Consider the following 18,996-nt stretch of genomic DNA (forward strand, 5'->3'; position numbering starts at 1 on the left):
AAGTGATTAGACGCTGGCCGTGGTGGATGGCACGAAGTCGGCAGTGTCGGTGGATTCATAGTTGAAGGTGATATCCTTCCATGTATCCAGCGCCTGTTTGAGCGGCGTGCACCATTTGGCAGCGGTTTCCAGGATCTTGGGGCCTTCTTTCACATAGTCCCGGCCTTCGTTGCGTGCCAGTATCATTGCTTCCAGCGCCACGCGATTGGCTACCGCCCCCGCTTGTATGCCCATCGGATGACCGATGGTGCCGCCGCCGAACTGCAGTATGACGTCTTCACCCAGATAATCCAGCAACTGGTGCATCTGGCCGGCGTGAATGCCACCCGAAGCGACAGGCATCACTTTGTTCAGCGAGGCCCAGTCCTGATCGAAGAACAGGCCGTGCTCGAGACTTGTCGGCGTACGTGACTCGCGCAGAGTATCGTAAAAGCCCTTGATCATGAGAGGATCGCCCTCGAGCTTGCCAACAACCGTGCCAGCGTGAATATGATCCACACCCGCCATCCGCATCCACTTGCAAATCACGCGGAAATTCATGCCGTGATTTTTCTGGCGCGAGTAGGTTGAGTTGCCGGCGCGGTGCAAATGCAGAATCATGTCGTTCTTGCGGGCCCACTTGGCCATCGACTGAATCGCGGTGTAGCCGATTACCAGGTCAATCATAATGATGACGGAGCCAAGCGACTTGGCGAATTCCGCGCGCTCATACATGTCTTCCATGGTGCCCGCGGTGACATTCAGGTAATGGCCCTTGACTTCGCCCGTCGCTGCCGAAGCCTTGTTGACTGCTTCCATACAGTAGAGAAAACGGTCGCGCCAGTGCATAAAGGGCTGTGAATTGATGTTCTCGTCGTCTTTCATGAAGTCGAGACCGCCCTTGAGGCCTTCATATACCACGCGTCCATAATTGCGGCCGGAGAGTCCCAGTTTCGGCTTGGTGGTAGCTCCCAGCAGGGGTCGGCCGAATTTGTCGAGGCGTTCACGCTCTACTATGATACCCGTGGCAGGACCCTGGAAAGTCTTCAGGTAGGCGACAGGGATACGCATGTCTTCGAGGCGTAGTGCTTTTACTGCTTTGAAACCAAATACGTTGCCGATGATTGAAGCAGTCAGGTTGGCGATGGAGCCTTCCTCGAACAAATCCAGATCGTAGGCGATATAGGCGAAATATTGTGCCTCATTCTTGGTGCCGGGGCCGGTATTGGGCACAAGTTCGGAACGGTAGGCTTTGGCGCGATAAAGTTCGCAGGCGGTTAGACGGTCGGTCCATACCACGGTCCAGGTTGCGGTTGAGGATTCTCCGGCGACAGCGGCGGCGGCTTCCTCATGGTCCACTCCTTCCTGGGGGGTGATGCGGAACAAGGCAATAACATCCGTATCTTTCGGTACATAATCGGAATCCCAGTAACCCATTTTCTTATAAGGGATTACACCGGATTTATAGCGTTCCTTGCCGGTTATTTCTTGACTCATATCGATTCTCCTCATGAAGGTAGATAAAGGTACTACGGAATAATTGTAGTCTGAATTATTATAAACAACAGTCACGTGTTTTGATTGTTATAATAACGTTTACCTTATATATCATTACGCAAAAAATTGGTTCCGCAGGACGATGCTGCATATTACGCTAAGACAGCTAAAAGTTTTTGAATCAGTTGCCCGCCATCTGAGTTTCTCGCGCGCTGCAGAAGAACTCTATCTGACTCAACCCGCTGTGTCCATGCAAATCAAACAATTAGAAAGCAACATCGGCTTGCCCCTGTTCGAGCAGATGGGTAAGAAGATCTTTTTGACCGATAGCGGGCGCGAGCTCCATCATTACAGCCGGGCGATTTCACGGCAACTGGCCGATATGGAGCTTGCACTGGATGAGTTGAAAGGTCTCGAACGGGGCAAGCTCAATATTTCGGTGGTCAGTACTGCCAACTACTTTGCTCCTCACCTGCTGGCCAGGTTTTGCCAGCGCTATAGCGGCATTACCGTCAGCCTTAACGTCTCTAACCGGGAGACGGTACTCAAGCAATTGTCCGACAATGTGATCGATCTGGCGATTATGGGCCAGCCGCCGGATGACCTGGATATCGCTACCGAATCGTTCATGGAAAATCCACTGGTAGTGATCGCTCCGCCCACGCATCCCCTATGCAAGCTTCGCCGAATTCCCGTAAAAAGACTGGAGCAGGAAACATTCCTGGTACGCGAGCCCGGCTCCGGCACGCGCGGCGCAATGGAGCGCTTTTTTGCGGCGCATCACATCTCCATTCACAGAGGCATGGAAACAGATACCAGCGAGGCGATCAAACAGGCGGTCCAAGCGGGAATGGGGCTTGGCATCATGTCATTGCACACCGCGGAGCTGGAGCTGGAGACGAAACGGTTGAAGATTCTGGATGTGCAGGACTTTCCCATCATGCGTCATTGGCATGTGGTGCATCGAAGAAACAAGCGTCTTTCAAGCGTCGCGCAGGCGTTCAGAAAATTCCTGCTGAAGGAAGCACCCGGGTTGATGCCTGGAATACAGGAGCGAAAGACCGAAGAAGCGTAATTCTTAATCCTCCATGCGGTCTTCAACTAGGAGTAAAGCGCACCCATCATTCGGCTTATTATTTCCATTCCATCAAACCCATTTTATCCAATCCCATCGCTTGACTGCAATCATGCTGTTTCCTGTTGCACATTTTCGGCTGGTTTGTCTGCATGCTTGCGCGTAAGCCAGGTAAAGAACAGAGGGATGAAGATGGTCGCGACGAACGTGGCGAGCAGCATGCCGCCAAATGCGCCGGTACCAAGGAACGGCGGGCAGCCGCTCCGCGCCCAAGTGGCGACGCCCAGCACAAACGCCATGGAAGTCATGACGATTGGACGAAAGCGCAAGCGCGCGGCTTCAACCGCCTGCGGATCTCCATTACGATTTTTCTTTTGTAGAAGAGGACTCATCAGCCGCAGTTCCCCGGGTCTCGGCCACTGAGCGCTTGGTTCGTCGCGCAATCTTTCCAATTACCACAAAAAAGAGCGGCACAAAAAAGATCGCTAGAAATGTGGCTGCCAACATTCCCCCGAACACTCCAGTGCCGATGGAATTCCGGCTCGCTGCGCCAGCCCCCGAGGCTATTACAAGAGGAAATACCCCAAGAATAAAGGCCATGGAGGTCATGATGATAGGCCGGAAACGAAGACGTGCAGCCTCGAGCGCAGCATAAGCCAACGAAGCACCCTCAGCGTATCGTTGATTGGCAAACTCGACGATCAGGATCGCATTTTTAGCGGCCAGCCCGATTAACGTCACTAACCCGATCTGAAAATAAATGTCATTGGTCAGTTCCCGCGTCCAGATGGCCAGGAGTGCGCCTAAAATTCCAAAGGGTATCGAAAGGATGACCGCAAAGGGAACTGACCAGCTTTCATACAGGGCGGCCAGTACCAGAAAAACCATGAGAAGAGCAAAAGCGAATACCAGGCTCGACTGTCCTCCAGCTTGCCGTTCCTGAAACGATATGCCGCTCCAGTCGATTGCATAACCTTTGGGGACGAGAACTTCATTTGCTATTTGCTCCAGTGCGTCCAGCGCTTGCCCTGAACTATACCCTGGTGCGGCGCCTCCCAATACCAGCGCCGCATTGAACCCATTGAAATGGGTGACCGGGTCCGGTCCGCTGGTAAACTTGGTGGTAACGACTGAATCCAGTGGAATCATGGTGCTACCCGCATTGTTTTTCGCTCGTACATAGACTTTGCTGATATCTTCCGGACGGGACCGGTACTCCGGCAGGGCCTCCGTTTGCACGCGATAGACACGGCCGAATTTCACGAAATCGTTGACATACAGGTTCCCAAAGTAAGCCTGCATGGTATCGAAGACTTCCGAAATGGGTACGCCCAGCGCTTTGGCCCGCTCCCGGTCCACCTGGGCATAGAGCCGGGGCGTGCTCACACGAAAATTCGTGCTCGCCGTTGCGATTGCGGGGTGTTCGACAGCCATGGCCACGAATTCCTGAGCCACTGCCGCGAACTCGGCGAAGTCACCCCCGCTCGGGTCCTGTAACTGCACTGAAAACCCGCCGGTGGAGCCTAGGCCCTGGATAGAGGGCGCGTTAAACGCCAGGATCAACGCTTCAGGGATTTTGGCAAATTCCTCAAATGCCGCAGCAATAAGGCCGGAAACTTGTTCGCCGGGATTTGTGCGGGTATCCCAGTGCTGCAGCGGTACAAACATCGTTGCCTGATTTGCCCCCCGGGTTCCAAATACAAAATTTTGCCCCGCCAGAGCATCCGTCGAGTGGACTGCCGGAATCGATTGGAAGTAGCTTTCTATCTTACTCAGAACCTCAATTGTCCGCGCCTTGGAAGCACCTTCCGGCAGTTGGACAACGGTAATAAAATAGCCTTGATCTTCTTCCGGCAAAAAACTGCCCGGAATGGTTTTAAATAAACCAATGATGACAAATATCAGAATGCCGAAGATGGCGAGAGCGATCGCAGAGCGTCTCAGGATGGCTCTCACAGCGCCAACATAGCGCGTCTGAGTCCAGTCGAACGACCGGTTGAAAATTTTCCAGCCCTTCCAGCTTTTGTGGGCCATGCCGTGGCCAGGTTTGAGGACGAGGGCGCAAAGGGCAGGACTGAGAGTAAGCGCCACGAAACCGGAAATGGCGACAGACAGGGCAATGGTAATTGCAAATTGCTTGTACAATTCCCCGGTGATCCCTCCCAGAAACGCAACAGGCACAAACACGGCGCCCAGCACAAGGACGATCGCTATCACCGGCCCGGCCACCTCATCCATGGCCCTTTTCGCCGCATCCCTGGCCGAAAGCCCGCCTTTGGTCATGTGGCGCTCGACATTTTCTACAACGACAATTGCATCGTCCACCACGATGCCGATGGCCAGAACCATTCCAAACAGGGTCAGGGTATTGATCGAAAACCCCAACGCTTCCATCCCCGCTAGCGTTCCAATCAGTGAGATGGGAACAGCGACCGCTGGAATGAGGGTCGCGCGCCAGTTTTGCAGGAAAACAAAAACGACCAGAATGACAAGGAGTGTCGCTTCAGCGAGAGTCTTCACAACCTCCTTGATGGAGACATCAATGAACGTAGTCGTGTCATAGGGAATATCGTAGGATACCCCTGCCGGAAAGCTCCTGGCCAGTTTGTCCATTTCCTGCCGGACCTGCTGGACCGTATCGAGCGCATTGGCTCCAGGCGAAAGAAAAGTCAGCAAAAATGTATTGGGTTTTCCATTCCACCGGCCTTCAAGATCGTAAGATTGCGCACCCAACTCCACCCGCGCGACGTCCCGCATCCTTACCATGGAACCGTCCGGATAAGCTCGAACGATCATATCCTCGAACTCCTTGACCTCGCTCATCCTGCCGCTCGTAATGACCGGGATAGTGAGCTCCGTACCGTGCGCTGTCGGTTCGCGGCCTATCCTTCCAGCAGGGAAATCCCGGTTTTGCTCGCGAACGACAGCCGCAATCTCGGTCGGCGTGAGGTCGAGTTGCGCCATGCGGACGGGGTCGAGAATTAACCGCATCGAATAATTCTGGGCGCCAAAGATGATGGCGTCACCGACACCGGGAAGGCGCTTGATACTGTCAAGGACTCGAATCAGGGCATAATTGGAGAGGAAAATCGTGTCGTGCCTGGGATCCGTCGAGCTCAGCGCGATGACCGCCAGTAAATCCGGTGACGTTTTCTTCACGGTTACACCCTGACGTATGACTTCGTCTGGCAGTTGGGGCTCCGCAAGGCGCTGCCGGTTCTGCGTCTGGACCTGTGCGATATCCACGTCAGTCCCGATTTCGAACGTGAGCCGCATCGTCATGTGTCCGTCGTTCGTGCTTGTGGAGTCGTAATACAGAAGGTTATCGATTCCCGGAAGCTGCACCTCGATGGGACGCGCCACCGCTTCCGCTACAACTTCTGCGCTGGCCCCCGGATAATCCGCGTCAATCTGCACCATCGGCGGCGTGATCTGGGGAAATTGCGCGATCGGCAGGGCTTTCAATGAGACCAGGCCAACGACAACAATAACGATGGACAGGACTGACGCGAAAATTGGCCGATCAATAAAAAAATGGAAGTTCATGGTGCCTTCTGCGTCATTTCTTTTGCAGACTGGCTATTCGCAGACGCTTCTTGATTCCGGTACGGGACGGGCTTTACCTGAACTCCTGGCTGGATCCGGTGAAACCCTTCCACGACCACGCGCTCTCCTGGATGAAGACCCGATTCGATCAGCCACTTATCCCCATGCCATGTGCTGGCCTGAATCAGGCGAAGCTCCGCTTTGTCGCCGCTATCAATCACGTAGACAAACGACCCCTTGGGTCCCTGTTGCACGGCGCGTTGGGGGACGAGGATCGCGTCAGTCCGGATATAACCCCTGAGGCGAATCTTGACGAACTGCCCAGGATAAAAATAGGACTGCCCGGGAGAAAAGCCGCCTTCGGGGTTGGGAAATGTGAATCGCGCCTGCAATGTCCCCGTCTCAGGCCGTAGGGCGACGTTCGCAAAATCCAGCGTTCCTTCTTCCGGATAGACGCTGCCGTCCGAAAAGGTCATCACACCCGTTAACTTAAAAATATCGGGCCGCTGGACCTTATGCTCTGTGAGTTCGCGGCGCCGCCGGAGCAGGTAGGTTTCAGGAACGCTCACATTCACATACATGGGGTCCAGTTGGTCGATGGTGGTCAGAAGCGTTGTCTGAGCGGAGACCAGTCTTCCTTCATAGAACTGGCTGCGACCGATTCGGCCGTTCACTGGTGCGGTGATCAGCGTGTTGTCCAGATCAAACTTCGCTTTTACCAGATCGCTTTGCGCGGCTTCAAGTGCGGCTTTAGCTCCCGACATTCCGGCTACGGCATCATCGACATCTTTTCTGCTGACGGCTTGTTGCTCGAGAAGCGGCTTCACCCGGGCCAAATCTTGCTCCGCCTGTATCAGCCGGGCCTGAGCCTCGGCCACTCTGGCCTTGCCGCTGAGATAGACTGCTTTGAAGGGTACAGGGTCAATCAGGTACAGCCGATCATTTTTCTTGACATTCCGGCCTTCGGTAAAAAAAACCTCCTTGATAATCCCGGTTACCTGTGACCGAATTTCCACTGGGCGAAAGGCCTCCGTCTGCCCGATAAATTCCGGTTCGTCCGGGACGGTTTGCGTGGTGACGGTCATGAACTCCACTTCGTGGGGAAGAGGAGGCGGGCTGGTGGGGGGCTTCTCCACGCAACCGGCAAGCAGGATCAGGATGAGTCCGCCCCTTATGCAAGCAGCGACGGTTCCTTCAATGATGAATGCTTCCAACGATCGGATTATTGAAGTCATATGCTTGATTTTGATTATCCTGAAGACGACGGGAATATCCTAATCTCCTCCGTCATATCTTCTATCGCTTGCTGCGTCGTAAATTGACCACGCATTATGCGTAATGCCCGCTTCCGGGGCAGGATTAGTTATTGAAGATTACAGGCAACCAAGGTTTTTGCCAGAATCACTCCGGTTGCCATCCGCCTCCCAGCGCTTTATAAAGCTGAACGACAGACACCAGGTGAAAGCGGTGCGTGGCTGTAAGGGCAAATTCGGCACTGAACAGATTTCGCTTGGCAAGAAGCACATCCACGTAGCTCGTAATACCCCCGTGGTAGCGAAGGTCGGATACATGCAAAGCTGAGCGCAGCGCTTCGACCTGCTGCTGCTGGGCCTTGCGTTGCTCACTAACGGTGCGAATCGCCACCAGGGCATCTTCGACCTCTTTGAATGCCACAAGGATGGTTTGCTCGTATTGGGCCAGTACCTGTCGTGCCTGGGCTTCCGCGGCACGCTGCTCGAAACCCAGGCTTTGCGCATTGAGCAGTGGTCCAGCCAACCCGAGTCCGCCTGCCCCAAATTCGCTTCCGGAGAGCAGCAGCTTCGACAGCGCCGGGCTGGCCACCCCTAGAAAACCGGTGATCGAGAGCTTTGGAAACCGGGCCGCCTTGGCCATTCCGATTCTCGCCGTCGCGGCTGCCAGCGTCTGTTCCGCCTGGAGAATATCGGGGCGCCGCTGCAGCAGTTCGGAAGGAAGACCGGCCGGCACGTCGGGCGGCATAAGCTGCTCCGTCAGAACGCTGCCTCGCTGGATCGGAACTGAATTTTTCCCTAACAGCACGCTCAGTTCATTTTCCTTTTGCGCCATTTGCCGTTCGAGTTCCGCCACTCTGGTGGCCGCATTGGCTCGCTCCGCCTCAAACTGATCCAGGTCGAGCCTGGAAATCAATCCTCCCCGCAGTCGCGCCTGGGCAATGGCGACCGATTCTTCCCACGATGACAGGGCACGTCGCGCAATATCCAGCTGCATGTCAAACTGTAAAAGATCGAAATAGGATTGTGCTACCGAGCTCACTAACGTAAGCACCACCGCCCGGCGATTCTCTTCACGGGCCATCAGTTCGGCAAGGGCCGCCTGGTTGGAGCGGCGGATCCTGCCCCAGATATCCAGTTCCCAGTTCAGATTGGCGTGCCCGAAATAACTGTAAGGCGTCGGGAATCCGCGGATAAGGAACCCGCCAAGGGTACCGAACGCCGGGGCGTTGGCGTTCACCTCGAATTTGGGAAGGAAATCCAGGCTTGCGATGGTGCTGCGCGCCTGGAGCTCTTCTACACTTGCCACCGCTTGCTTGAGATCTTTATTTTCGGCCAAAGCCTGGTGGATGAGCCGCTGCAGTTCTTCGTCGCGCAGGAGTTCCCACCAGGGGAGATTGGCGATGGATTGCCCTTCCATTTGCGTCATGCGAAACTTTTCGGACGTCTCGATCGGAGGGCGGATATAGTCTGGCCCCATGGCGCAGGACGCGATCAGCAGGGTTGAGAGCAATGATAGTGTTCTGATCCACGCGTTATAGTGTCGCATTATGCTGTTTCCTGTTGCACATTTTCGGCTGGTTTGTCTGCATGCTTGCGCGTAAGCCAGGTAAAGAACAGAGGGATGAAGATGGTCGCGACGAACGTGGCGAGCAGCATGCCGCCAAATACGCCGGTACCCATGGAACGGCGGGCAGCCGCTCCGGCCCCGGTGGCGATGACCAGCGGCACGATCCCCAGCACAAACGCCATGGAAGTCATGACGATTGGACGAAAGCGCAAGCGCGCGGCTTCAACCGCCGCTTGCGCAACCGGCATTCCCTCCCGCATTTTCTGGCTGGCGAACTCCACGATCAAAATGGCGTTCTTCGCGGCCAGGCCGATCAGCGTGATCAAGCCCACCTGGAAGTAGATATCATTGGGCATTCCACGCACCAAAATGGCAAGCAACGCGCCTGTCAGCGCAAAGGGCACAGCCATGATCACGGCCAGCGGAAGTCCCCAGGTTTCAAATTGCGCGGCCAGGATGAGAAATACCATAATGATGGCGAAACTGAAAGCAAGGATGGCCGCGGAACCGGTGCGTTTTTCCTGATAGGCCTGTGCTGTCCAGGCAATCTGGTAGTTCCCGGGCAAATTCTTTGCCGCAATCTCTTCCACCAGCTTGATGGCCTCGCCCGAGCTTACCCCCGGTGCCCCGCTCCCCATTATTTTTGCGGAAAGAAGCCCGTTATAACGCTCAAGCTGCTCGGCACCGACGATAGTGCTCATGGTGCTCACCGCCGACAGGGGCACCATCGCTCCGGACTGGGAACGTACGTACACCCTGCCGAGATCTTCCGGTTGCATGCGGTATCGGGATTCCGCCTGCAATTGCACGCGGTAGGTTCTGCCGGCCTTATTGAAATCGTTGATATAGAGTGAACCCATGGTGCTTTGCAAAGTCGCGTACAGATCAGCGATCAACACGCCTTGCGAAATCGCCTTTGCTTCATCCACTTCAATAAAGAATTGCGGTACCGTCGGGCGGAAGAAAGTGTTGATGCCGGCAAGACGCGGCTCCTGGTTCAGGGCTTCGATGAGATGGTTCACGGCATCCGATAATTGCAGGGGATCCGAGCCGCCGCGGGCTTGCACATAAACTTCAAAACCACCCGCGGTCCCCAGACCGCGAATAGCGGGCGGATTAAATGCTATCGCTATGCCGTCGGGCTGCTGCATGCCGATACCGAACAGCTTGTTGACGATATCTTCGGCTGTAGCGGTACGCTCGGACCAGTCTTTGAATGTCACGAACATGGTTGCCGAGCTGGTTTTATTGCCGCCGCCGATCAGATCGAAACCGTTCACCACGAACTGGTGGGAGACCGCCGGATCTTCCGCAATGGCGGCACGCACGGCTTCAGCCGTTTTGGTTGTTCGGGCCAGCGTTGCCCCATCGGGCAGGATTGTTGCGGCAACCACATACCCTTGATCTTCAGGCGGCACGAAGCTATCGGGCACGGTTTTAATCAGATAGGCGGCGAGGCCGACGATTGCCGCGAACGCGAAGGTGCCGATAATGGTATGACGCAAGGTGAGGCTGACCGTCTCGGTATAGAAATTGGTCAACCGCCGGAACCCCTTGTTGAACGCACGAAAGAACGCGGATTCGCCATGCGTGGTTTTCAGTATGATGGCGCACAGCGCCGGCGTGAGCGTCAGCGCCACAATACCGGAAATGACCACCGCGACGGCAACAGTCACGGCAAACTGGCGATAGAGCTCGCCGGCAATGCCGCCCATGAAGGCCACCGGCACAAACACCGCGCACAACACCAACACAATCGCGACCACGGCACGCGAAACCTGCTCCATGGACTTAATGGCGGCTTTCATCGGCGACAGATTTTCTTCGTCCATCAAACGCTCGATGTTTTCCAGCACGACAATCGCATCGTCCACCACAATGCCGATGGACAGCACCATGGCAAAGAGCGTGAGCGTATTGATGGAGAAGCCAAATAGCCACAAGCCGGCAAAGGTGCCAATCAGGGAAATGGGTACCGCGACAATGGGAATCAGCGTAGCGCGCCAGCTTTGCAGAAACAGGTAGACCACCAGTATGACCAGGATCATCGCCTCGCCGAGAGTTTTGACCACCTCCCACATGGAGGCTTTGACGAAAAGGCTGGTATCGTAAGGCACAACATAATCCATCCCTTCAGGGAAATATGCCTTCAACTCATCCATCTTTGCGACGAGAGCGTCCGCCGTCTCCAACGCATTGGCGCCGGGCTGCAGAAAGATGGGAATCCCCGCGCCGGGCTGACCGTTAAGCGCAGTGCGAACGTCATAACTTTGCGCCCCAAGTTCAATACGCGCGACATCCTTGAGATAAAGAGCGCCTTCCGGCCCGTCGGCACGCAGGATGATATTGCCGAATTGCTCAGGTTCCAGCAGCCGGCCCCTGGCGTTGACCGTATAAACCAGTTGCTGATGGGCCGGTGCCGGTTCCTGGCCTATCTTGCCTGCCGCATACTGCGCATTTTGCGATCGAATAGCCGCAGCAATATCTGTTGTGGTGACTCCTAACTGCGCCATGCGATCAGGGCGCAGCCAGATACGCATGGAATAATCCATTCCTCCGAAAACCATCGCCTCGCCGACGCCTTTGACGCGTTTCAGTTCATCCAGTACGTTAAGCGTGGCGTAGTTGCTGAGAAACAGGGGATCATATTTCCCCTTCTCCTTGGAGACGAGCATAAAGACAAGAAGAATATCGTTGGAACGCTTTTGTATGATCAGGCCGGTTCGCCGGACCTCATCCGGCAAGCGTGGCAGCGCAATATTCACGCGGTTACTGACATTGAAAGTCGCCTGATCGACATCCGTACCAACTTCAAAGGTCGCGGTAATCGTCAACGTGCCGCTCGAGTCGGCGCTGGAACTGAAATAAAGCAGGTCTTCAACGCCGCTTAATTGTTCTTCAATCGGCGCCGCCACGGTCTTAGCCAGGGTATCGGCGCTCGCCCCCGGAAAAGTGGCGGTTATCAGGACAGTCGGAGGCGCGATCTGCGGATACTGGGCAATGGGCAGCTGCATCGCTGCCGCCAACCCGGCCAGAACGATGATAATGGAGACGACCGACGCAAAAATTGGCCGCGTGATAAAGAACCTGGTCATGAGGATTCATGCCTCTGTCCGCTTGCCTGCTGATCCGCTTTCGGTGGAGCGGGGGATTCGGCGGGCGCTTCTCCCGGCGCATGGGGTGATACGAGGGTACCAGGGCGAAGTTTGATAATATTATCGACGATCACTTTATCGCCAGGTTTCAATCCGTCAAGAATTACCCAGTCTTTGCCGATCCAGCGACCAGCTGTGACCGTGCGTATCGTCGCCTCGTTCTTTTCGTTGATGACATAGACATTTTTGCCAAGATCAGAGGTCTGCACCGCAACCTGGGGGACGAGGAAAACGCCGTCGCGTTGCCCCGTGGTGACGCGCGCACGCACGAATTGCCCTGGCAGCAAGCGCTGATCCGGATTATCGAATGTTGCGCGTAATTGCTGCGTGCCAAGCGTGGGGTCGATTTTACTGGCGGCAAAATTCAGTTCCCCTGCTTTTTCATACTCCGTGCCATCCGCCAATATCAACGTTACCAGCTTTACCCTTTGCTCATTCAGGGGGCCGCCGATCTGCGCCAGTTCGTTATCGGAAAGGCTGAAGCGCACCCATATGGGTGATAGCTGGACAAGCGTCGTCAACAGGCTGTTATACGCTTCCACCAGTGCCCCTTCAGAGAACTGAAAGCGGCCTGATATGCCATTCACAGGCGCTGTTACGGTGGTATATGAAAGATTAAGCTCGGCGTCGCGTACCCGAACTTCAGCCTGCTGCAGCGCCGCCGTGGCGATCGCATTATCAGAGGCGGCATTGTCGTATTCCCGTTGACTGATAGCTTGCGTGTCGAGCAGATCGCGCAAGCGGTTTTCCTCGCGCTCCGTCTGTACGATGCGGGCTTTCTGCTCGGCGAGCTGTGCCTTTGCTTGGGCGAGGGCATTCTGATAGGGCACGGGGTCGATCAGAAACATGGGCTGCCCTGCTTTTACCGCGGCCCCCTCATCGTACAGGCGTCTGAGCAAAATACCGCCCACCCTGGGCCGTATTTCGACCTCCTTGGCGCCTTCGGTTTGCGCAACCGCTTCGGCACTAATCGGCACGCTGGTCGGTTTTACTTCGATTATGCTGACGGGAAGAGCCATGCCGCCGGGGGGCTGATCCGGCGCTTGGTCGTTTTTGCCACACGCGCCCAATACAGCGCTTATAATCAGTGCAATAGTTGCTTTCGAATAGATAATCGCGGATAAATCCCGAAGTTTGTTTTTATATCTGGCAACTGCCATTTTTTAACTCCAATACCGGTAAGCAAAACAGCTCTGGACGAAAGAACTTGCATACATTCTTGTATGTATGTAAATTATATACAAAAGATGATCGATGTAAATAGCGGATAAGGACTATTTAAACGGTGGTTCGAAAAACTAAAGAAAATGCGGAGTTAACCCGGCAACGTCTTATCGAAGCGGCACGCCAGGTTTTTCTGACGCGAGGCGTCAGCCGCACTACGATGGAACATATTGCCTGTCAGGCCGGTGTCACGCGTGGCGCAATTTATTGGCATTTCAACAATAAAATCGATCTGTTTCAAGCGATGCGCGAACAGGTGTTCCTGTCATTGATTGATCGCATGGACGATACTTTGCTGATTGAAGGTTCCGAAGACCCGCTGACATGTATCGAGAATTTCTTGTGCGGCACCATCCAGTTACTCACCGAGAGTATGGAGACCCGGCAGATTTACGAAATCATGATGATCAAGTGCGAATACGTAGACGAGTTCGCCGCCGTCCTGCAGCAAATTTTATTGAATTGCTCCGGCATTGAAGAAAAGCTGAAACTGGTTTATGAGCGTGCAAAAGCGCAAGAGCAGCTACATCTTTCCCACGAACCCTCTCAGTTAGCCACGGATACGCATCTATTCTTTATCGGCCTGCTGCATATGTGGGTGAAAGATACGGATGGCAACCGGTTTCGTTACCAGGCGATTAAATTGGTTAAAGCACATATGCGGCTTCGCCATCGCTAGCCTCATGGCGGACTTAAAGAATCGGGGAAAGAAACGAGGGCGACGCGGATTTTGAAGAAAACGCATATTCTTCCTCCTGGCGTCCAGGACCGAACGCCTCGAGATATGAACGCGCAGCTCTTTTGCAGCTGATTCTCCTCCAAGTCCGACAGTTGTCGGCCGGCTCTTCAATTCAAATCATCATTCAAGTTTGCGTTCGTTGATTTGCCCGACGGCGATACTTGCAACTTCGCGCTTGCTTCGCGGCATAAATCGCGGTGATAGCAATACTCATTGCGTTTTCGATTACTTGAAAACCCGTTGCTTGCCCCCTTTTTATAGTTGACTAAATCGATCAAGTATCTTATAGTTGACCAAATCAGTCGTGTATTAACTGTCTGGTCTTTATTTTAATATCTCTATTCCATTGAAACTACGAGAGTGAAGAGGAGTTTATCATGAGGTTAACCACCAAAGGACGATTTGCAGTAACGGCGCTGTTGGATCTTGCGATGCAGCGCAGCCCTCACCCCGTGACGCTTGCCGAGATTAGCCGGCGTCAGCAAATCTCGCTATCTTATCTTGAACAACTATTCGCAAAGCTGCGCCAGCGCTCGCTTGTGGACAGCGTACGCGGGCCGGGAGGCGGTTATTGCCTTGCCAAGGATATGGCGCAAGTGTCGATTGCCGAGATTATCCTTGCGGTTGATGAACCGATCGACTCAACGCAATGCAGTGGAAAGGAAAATTGCAACAACGACAAAAAATGCATGACTCACGACTTGTGGGTAAAGCTGAATGATCTTATTTTCGATCACCTTGGCGCCATAACGCTGAAACAGCTGGTTGACGACCAGAAGGCAAGGCAAAGCGGCGTAGTGCAGATGCTGGATATGCGGAAGGTCATGCCCGAACTTGAACGTGTCATGCCCGAACGTGAACACCGTGCAGTTTCGGCCTGATCGACCCAGTAATTGATACAGATTGCCCACGCTTATTTCGATCACTCCAAGTGTAAATCGTAACAGGAGAACAGTGATGGCGATAACATTAACCGAAAATGCGGCAAAACAGATCCGGAAGCAGTTAGCGAAGCGCGGCAAGGGATTGGCCTTGCGCATCGGCGTGAAGAAGGTCGGTTGCTCTGGTTTTGCCTACACGTTCGATTACGCCGACGAAGTTCGAGCGGGCGATCAGATGTTCGTCTCCTATAACGCCAACGTGATAACCGACGCCGGCAGCTTGCCGTTCCTCGATGGCTCACGCGTGGATTTTATCAGGGAAGGGCTCAACGAGTCCTTCAGGTTCGATAATCCTAACGTCGATAACACATGCGGCTGTGGCGAAAGTTTTAGTCTGAAGGAACCAGCGAAGGTATAGCTGGTCAAGGCAAAAAGGATAAAACGAGGTGTGAGGGTGGGGGTAGGAGAACGAAAGATGTAAAAGAATCTCGGGCAATGAGTTCAAGGTTCTTCTTCGACGTGAACGATACTGGAGTAAATCTAATGAGCGCAGTATTACAAAATCTGGTCAACCAGCCTTATAAACACGGTTTCGTTACCGAGATCGAGTCTGATGTTGCGCCAAGAGGATTGAGTGAAGATACCATCCGGCTGATTTCGGCCAAGAAAAATGAACCTGGGTGGCTGCTTGAATTCCGGCTCAAGGCATATCAGCAATGGCTCAAGATGGAAGAACCGAAATGGCCGAACGTTAAATACCCGAAGATTGATTTTCAGGCCATCAGTTATTACTCGGCGCCAAAGCCGAAGCAGAAGTTGAGCAGCATGGACGAAGTCGATCCCGAGCTGCTGCGTACCTTCGAGAAACTTGGTGTGCCGATGCATGAACGGGCCGCCCTTGCGGGTGTCGCGGTCGATGTGATTTTTGACAGCGTCTCGGTGGCAACCACGTATAAGCAGAAGCTTGCCGAGGTCGGCATTACTTTCTGTTCGATTTCGGAGGCCGTCCAGATGCATCCCGACCTGGTGAGACAGTATCTTGGCACGGTGGTGCCGGTAGGCGACAATTACTATGCCGCGCTCAACTCGGCGGTCTTCACCGACGGGACGTTCTGCTTCATTCCTAAAGGCGTCAAATGTCCCATGGATCTGTCAACTTACTTTCGCATCAATACCGAGGAATCGGGACAGTTCGAGCGCACTCTGATCATTGCCGAGGACGGAGCATCGGTCTCGTATCTCGAAGGCTGTACCGCGCCCAAGTTCGACACCAACCAATTGCATGCGGCGGTGGTCGAATTGATCGCGCTGGACAACGCCGACATCAAGTATTCGACAGTGCAGAACTGGTATGCAGGTGACGAAAATGGCTTGGGCGGGATCTACAATTTTGTCACGAAGCGCGGCTTGGCCAAGGGCATTAATTCGCGTATTTCATGGACTCAGGTTGAAACCGGTTCGGCAATCACCTGGAAATACCCATCCTGCGTGCTGCAGGGCGAAAACTCGGTCGGCGAATTCTATTCGGTGGCAGTCACCAACAATTACCAGCAGGCCGACACCGGTACCAAGATGATCCACATCGGTAAAAATACGCGCAGCACTATCGTCAGCAAAGGTATCTCGGCCGGTCATTCCAATAACAGTTATCGAGGGCTGGTCAGAATTGCCCCCACTGCCACCGGCGCGCGGAATTATTCGCAATGCGATTCCATGCTGATTGGCGACAAGTGCAGCGCCAGCACCTTTCCCTATATTCAGGTTCGTAACCAAGGCGCCAAAGTCGAGCATGAAGCGTCAACGTCAAAGATCGGCGAAGACCAGTTGTTCTACTTTGCGCAACGCGGCATTGACAGTGAGGAAGCGGTATCAATGATTATTAACGGATTCTGCAAGGACGTATTTCAACAGTTGCCGATGGAGTTCGCGGTCGAGGCGACCAAACTGCTGGGCTTCAAGCTCGAAGGGAGCGTCGGATGATTTATCAGGACAGCAAGACGTTGCTTGACGTACACGGATTGCGAGCGAGCGTTAACGGCATCGAGATACTCAAAGGGATCAATCTGACGGTCAGAAGCGGTGAAGTGCATGCAATCATGGGAACGAACGGCTCGGGTAAAAGCACGTTCGCCAAAGTGCTTGCGGGCCACAACGCTTATAAAGTGACCGGGGGTTCAGTGACGTTCGAAGGCAACAACCTATTCGATCTCGAACCGGAGGAACGCGCACGTGCCGGCGTATTTCTCGCTTTTCAGTATCCGATCGAAATACCTGGTGTCGCAAACAGTCATTTTCTGCGTCTTGCTTACAATACCACGCAGGCGCAACGTGGCAAGGACGAGCTTGACCCGCTGGAGTTTGAAGATTTTGTACGCGAAAAAATGAAATTGCTTGAAATGAATCCGGATTTTCTGGATCGAGGCGTCAACGAAGGTTTTTCCGGTGGAGAGAAGAAACGAAACGAGATATTGCAGATGGCGCTGCTTGAGCCAAAACTGGCAATTCTCGATGAGACTGACTCCGGTCTTGATATCGATGCGCTCAGAATTGTAACAAAGGGCGTGAACCAGCTTGCCACCAAGGACAATGCGATCATATTGGTGACGCACTATCAACGTCTGCTCAATTATATCGAGCCGGACTACGTGCACGTAATGGCAGGGGGCCGCATTATCAAGACCGGCGGCAAAGAACTCGCGCTCGATCTTGAAACGCGGGGCTACGATTGGGTCAGCATCGAGCAACGTGCTGCAGCCAGAGCATGAGCGTGAGCATGGTGACCGGCGGCAGCTACCTCGAAAGCTTGCTTCAAGGGCAGCCGCAACTGCCATCAAGTCCATCGGCGTGGCTTAATCAGTTGCGGGCCGATGCGGTCGACCGTGTCGGTGCGCTGAAAGTGCCAACTACGCGTGACGAAGAATGGCGTTTCACCGATATTTCGCCGCTCGCCAAGCTGTCGTTCCAGCCGGTGCGCGCTGTATCATCCTTGCAAACCGCGGATGTCGAGCGTTTCTATCTGGAAGAAGCTGCAACTCGGCTCGTATTCGTCGACGGCGCGTATGCGCCGCAATTGTCCACGCAACCGGATGAAGCCACAGACTCAGGTCTCATAGTTTCAAATCTGTCGACAGCGCTGTCAGCGCATGCAACAGCGATAGAGCCGCATCTCGGTCGTCATGCCGGGTTCCGGGATAATGTGTTCGCCGCGCTCAATACCGCATTCCTGCAGGATGGAGCGCTGATCATCGCGCCGCGCAATGCTGTCGCCGAGAAGCCGGTGCATCTGCTGTTTGTTGCGACGCAACGAGAGGCGGCAAGCCATCCGCGCTGTCTATTGATTGCGGAATCCGGTAGTGCGATAACGGTCGTCGAGGATTACGTTGCATTGCAGGAAGACGCTTATGTAACGAACGCGGTGACTGAAATCGCGCTAGCCGACAATGCACAGGTCAACCATATCCGGGTTCAGCGCGACAGTACGGAGGCGTTTCACATTGCAAACTGTGCAGTGTCGACGGGCCGTGCAAGTCGTTATCGATCGGTCAGTGTCGCGCTTGGCGCACGCATTTCGCGCTATAACCTGAACACCCTGCTCGCGGCCGAGGAAGCCGAATGCGCAATTGACGGACTGGCATTGATCACCGGTCGCCAGCTCGCCGATACGCATACCTGCATTGACCATGCAAAGCCCCATGGCATCAGCCGTCAGTCACATAAATGCATTGTCGACGGGGCCGCGCACGCGGTGTTTAACGGTAAGATCCTGGTGCGTCCGAATGCACAACGCACTGACTCGTCGCAATCGAGCCGCAATTTGCTGCTGAACGCCAAGGCGCGCGTCGATACCAAACCGCAACTGGAAATTTTCGCGGACGACGTGAAATGCGCACACGGAGCAACCGTTGGCCAACTCGACAATGATGAAGTATTTTATCTCAAGAGCCGAGGATTATCCGAAATCACGGCACGCAATCTACTTACGTACGCGTTCGGCGCCGAAATTATCGACCGCATATCCGTTGCCTCACTCAAACACCGGCTTGAGCAGGCAGTGCTCGAGCAAACCCAGAGAAACTGAAT

Annotated in this window: 14 protein-coding genes; 7 read left to right on the forward strand and 7 right to left on the reverse strand. The window is 54.3% G+C overall.

Going from position 1 to position 18,996, the window contains the following annotated elements; genetic code table 11:
* Positions 1-6: 6 nt before the first annotated feature.
* A complete protein-coding gene (locus BLP45_RS08305; protein ID WP_176754707.1) occupies positions 7-1,476 on the reverse strand; it encodes a ribulose-bisphosphate carboxylase large subunit in 1,470 nt (489 codons plus the stop codon).
* Between the two features lie 142 nt (positions 1,477-1,618).
* Between BLP45_RS08305 and BLP45_RS08310 the strand changes: the two genes are divergently transcribed.
* The gene (locus tag BLP45_RS08310) at positions 1,619-2,551 is read left to right on the forward strand and encodes a LysR family transcriptional regulator (protein WP_090371641.1); all 933 of its coding nucleotides are present in this window, start codon (positions 1,619-1,621) and stop codon (positions 2,549-2,551) included.
* A 110-nt stretch (positions 2,552-2,661) separates the two neighbouring features.
* Here BLP45_RS08310 and BLP45_RS08315 read toward each other — a convergent pair whose 3' ends face one another.
* The 6 genes from BLP45_RS08315 to BLP45_RS08340 all read right to left on the reverse strand — a co-directional run bounded on the left by BLP45_RS08315 (position 2,662) and on the right by BLP45_RS08340 (position 13,232).
* The gene (locus tag BLP45_RS08315) at positions 2,662-2,943 is read right to left on the reverse strand and encodes an efflux RND transporter permease subunit (protein WP_090371643.1); all 282 of its coding nucleotides are present in this window, start codon (positions 2,941-2,943) and stop codon (positions 2,662-2,664) included.
* Entirely contained in the window at positions 2,912-6,097 is a 3,186-nt protein-coding gene (locus BLP45_RS08320) for a multidrug efflux RND transporter permease subunit (RefSeq protein ID WP_090371645.1), read from the reverse strand. The genes BLP45_RS08315 and BLP45_RS08320 overlap by 32 nt, the downstream gene beginning before the upstream one ends.
* Complete coding sequence (locus BLP45_RS08325; protein WP_090371647.1) at positions 6,094-7,332, reverse strand: efflux RND transporter periplasmic adaptor subunit; 1,239 nt, start codon at positions 7,330-7,332, stop codon at positions 6,094-6,096. Before BLP45_RS08325 ends, BLP45_RS08320 begins: the two co-directional genes overlap by 4 nt.
* A 166-nt stretch (positions 7,333-7,498) precedes the next feature.
* Complete coding sequence (locus tag BLP45_RS08330) at positions 7,499-8,896, reverse strand: efflux transporter outer membrane subunit (protein ID WP_090371649.1); 1,398 nt, start codon at positions 8,894-8,896, stop codon at positions 7,499-7,501.
* Positions 8,896-12,012 carry an efflux RND transporter permease subunit gene (locus BLP45_RS08335; RefSeq protein WP_090371651.1) on the reverse strand — a complete coding sequence of 1,039 codons (3,117 nt, stop codon included), beginning with the start codon at positions 12,010-12,012 and terminating at the stop codon, positions 8,896-8,898. The genes BLP45_RS08330 and BLP45_RS08335 overlap by 1 nt, the downstream gene beginning before the upstream one ends.
* The gene (locus tag BLP45_RS08340) at positions 12,009-13,232 is read right to left on the reverse strand and encodes an efflux RND transporter periplasmic adaptor subunit (protein WP_090371653.1); all 1,224 of its coding nucleotides are present in this window, start codon (positions 13,230-13,232) and stop codon (positions 12,009-12,011) included. The genes BLP45_RS08335 and BLP45_RS08340 overlap by 4 nt, the downstream gene beginning before the upstream one ends.
* A 125-nt stretch (positions 13,233-13,357) precedes the next feature.
* Between BLP45_RS08340 and BLP45_RS08345 the strand changes: the two genes are divergently transcribed.
* The 6 genes from BLP45_RS08345 (at position 13,358) to sufD (ending at position 18,994) form a co-directional block, all read left to right on the forward strand.
* Positions 13,358-13,975, forward strand: a complete 618-nt coding sequence (locus BLP45_RS08345) for a TetR family transcriptional regulator (RefSeq protein WP_090371655.1) — start codon at positions 13,358-13,360, stop codon at positions 13,973-13,975.
* Positions 13,976-14,412: 437 nt separating this feature from the next.
* On the forward strand, positions 14,413-14,916 hold the full coding sequence (locus BLP45_RS08350; RefSeq protein WP_090371657.1) for an Rrf2 family transcriptional regulator: 504 nt from the start codon (positions 14,413-14,415) through the stop codon (positions 14,914-14,916).
* 76 nt (positions 14,917-14,992) lie between these two features.
* The gene (locus BLP45_RS08355; protein ID WP_090371659.1) at positions 14,993-15,334 is read left to right on the forward strand and encodes a HesB/IscA family protein; all 342 of its coding nucleotides are present in this window, start codon (positions 14,993-14,995) and stop codon (positions 15,332-15,334) included.
* Positions 15,335-15,459: 125 nt separating this feature from the next.
* Positions 15,460-16,896 carry a Fe-S cluster assembly protein SufB gene (gene sufB, locus BLP45_RS08360; protein ID WP_090371661.1) on the forward strand — a complete coding sequence of 479 codons (1,437 nt, stop codon included), beginning with the start codon at positions 15,460-15,462 and terminating at the stop codon, positions 16,894-16,896.
* On the forward strand, positions 16,893-17,681 hold the full coding sequence (sufC, locus tag BLP45_RS08365) for a Fe-S cluster assembly ATPase SufC (RefSeq protein WP_090371663.1): 789 nt from the start codon (positions 16,893-16,895) through the stop codon (positions 17,679-17,681). Before sufB ends, sufC begins: the two co-directional genes overlap by 4 nt.
* Complete coding sequence (gene sufD / locus BLP45_RS08370; RefSeq protein ID WP_176754708.1) at positions 17,678-18,994, forward strand: Fe-S cluster assembly protein SufD; 1,317 nt, start codon at positions 17,678-17,680, stop codon at positions 18,992-18,994. The genes sufC and sufD overlap by 4 nt, the downstream gene beginning before the upstream one ends.
* Positions 18,995-18,996 lie beyond the last annotated feature (2 nt).

The organism is Nitrosospira sp. Nl5, from assembly GCF_900102495.1.
Lineage (GTDB): Bacteria > Pseudomonadota > Gammaproteobacteria > Burkholderiales > Nitrosomonadaceae > Nitrosospira.

What these genes read in the sequence shown, in the direction of transcription:
- sufB (WP_090371661.1), top strand. Translation starts at nt 15,460, where the DNA reads ATGAGCGCAGTATTACAAAATCTGGTCAACCAGCCTTATAAACACGGT.
- BLP45_RS08340 (WP_090371653.1), bottom strand. Translation starts at nt 13,232, where the DNA reads ATGGCAGTTGCCAGATATAAAAACAAACTTCGGGATTTATCCGCGATT.
- BLP45_RS08325 (WP_090371647.1), bottom strand. Translation starts at nt 7,332, where the DNA reads ATGACTTCAATAATCCGATCGTTGGAAGCATTCATCATTGAAGGAACC.
- BLP45_RS08330 (WP_090371649.1), bottom strand. Translation starts at nt 8,896, where the DNA reads ATGCGACACTATAACGCGTGGATCAGAACACTATCATTGCTCTCAACC.
- BLP45_RS08310 (WP_090371641.1), top strand. Translation starts at nt 1,619, where the DNA reads ATGCTGCATATTACGCTAAGACAGCTAAAAGTTTTTGAATCAGTTGCC.
- BLP45_RS08350 (WP_090371657.1), top strand. Translation starts at nt 14,413, where the DNA reads ATGAGGTTAACCACCAAAGGACGATTTGCAGTAACGGCGCTGTTGGAT.
- BLP45_RS08335 (WP_090371651.1), bottom strand. Translation starts at nt 12,012, where the DNA reads ATGACCAGGTTCTTTATCACGCGGCCAATTTTTGCGTCGGTCGTCTCC.
- BLP45_RS08305 (WP_176754707.1), bottom strand. Translation starts at nt 1,476, where the DNA reads ATGAGTCAAGAAATAACCGGCAAGGAACGCTATAAATCCGGTGTAATC.
- BLP45_RS08320 (WP_090371645.1), bottom strand. Translation starts at nt 6,097, where the DNA reads ATGAACTTCCATTTTTTTATTGATCGGCCAATTTTCGCGTCAGTCCTG.
- BLP45_RS08355 (WP_090371659.1), top strand. Translation starts at nt 14,993, where the DNA reads ATGGCGATAACATTAACCGAAAATGCGGCAAAACAGATCCGGAAGCAG.
- sufC (WP_090371663.1), top strand. Translation starts at nt 16,893, where the DNA reads ATGATTTATCAGGACAGCAAGACGTTGCTTGACGTACACGGATTGCGA.
- sufD (WP_176754708.1), top strand. Translation starts at nt 17,678, where the DNA reads ATGAGCGTGAGCATGGTGACCGGCGGCAGCTACCTCGAAAGCTTGCTT.
- BLP45_RS08315 (WP_090371643.1), bottom strand. Translation starts at nt 2,943, where the DNA reads ATGAGTCCTCTTCTACAAAAGAAAAATCGTAATGGAGATCCGCAGGCG.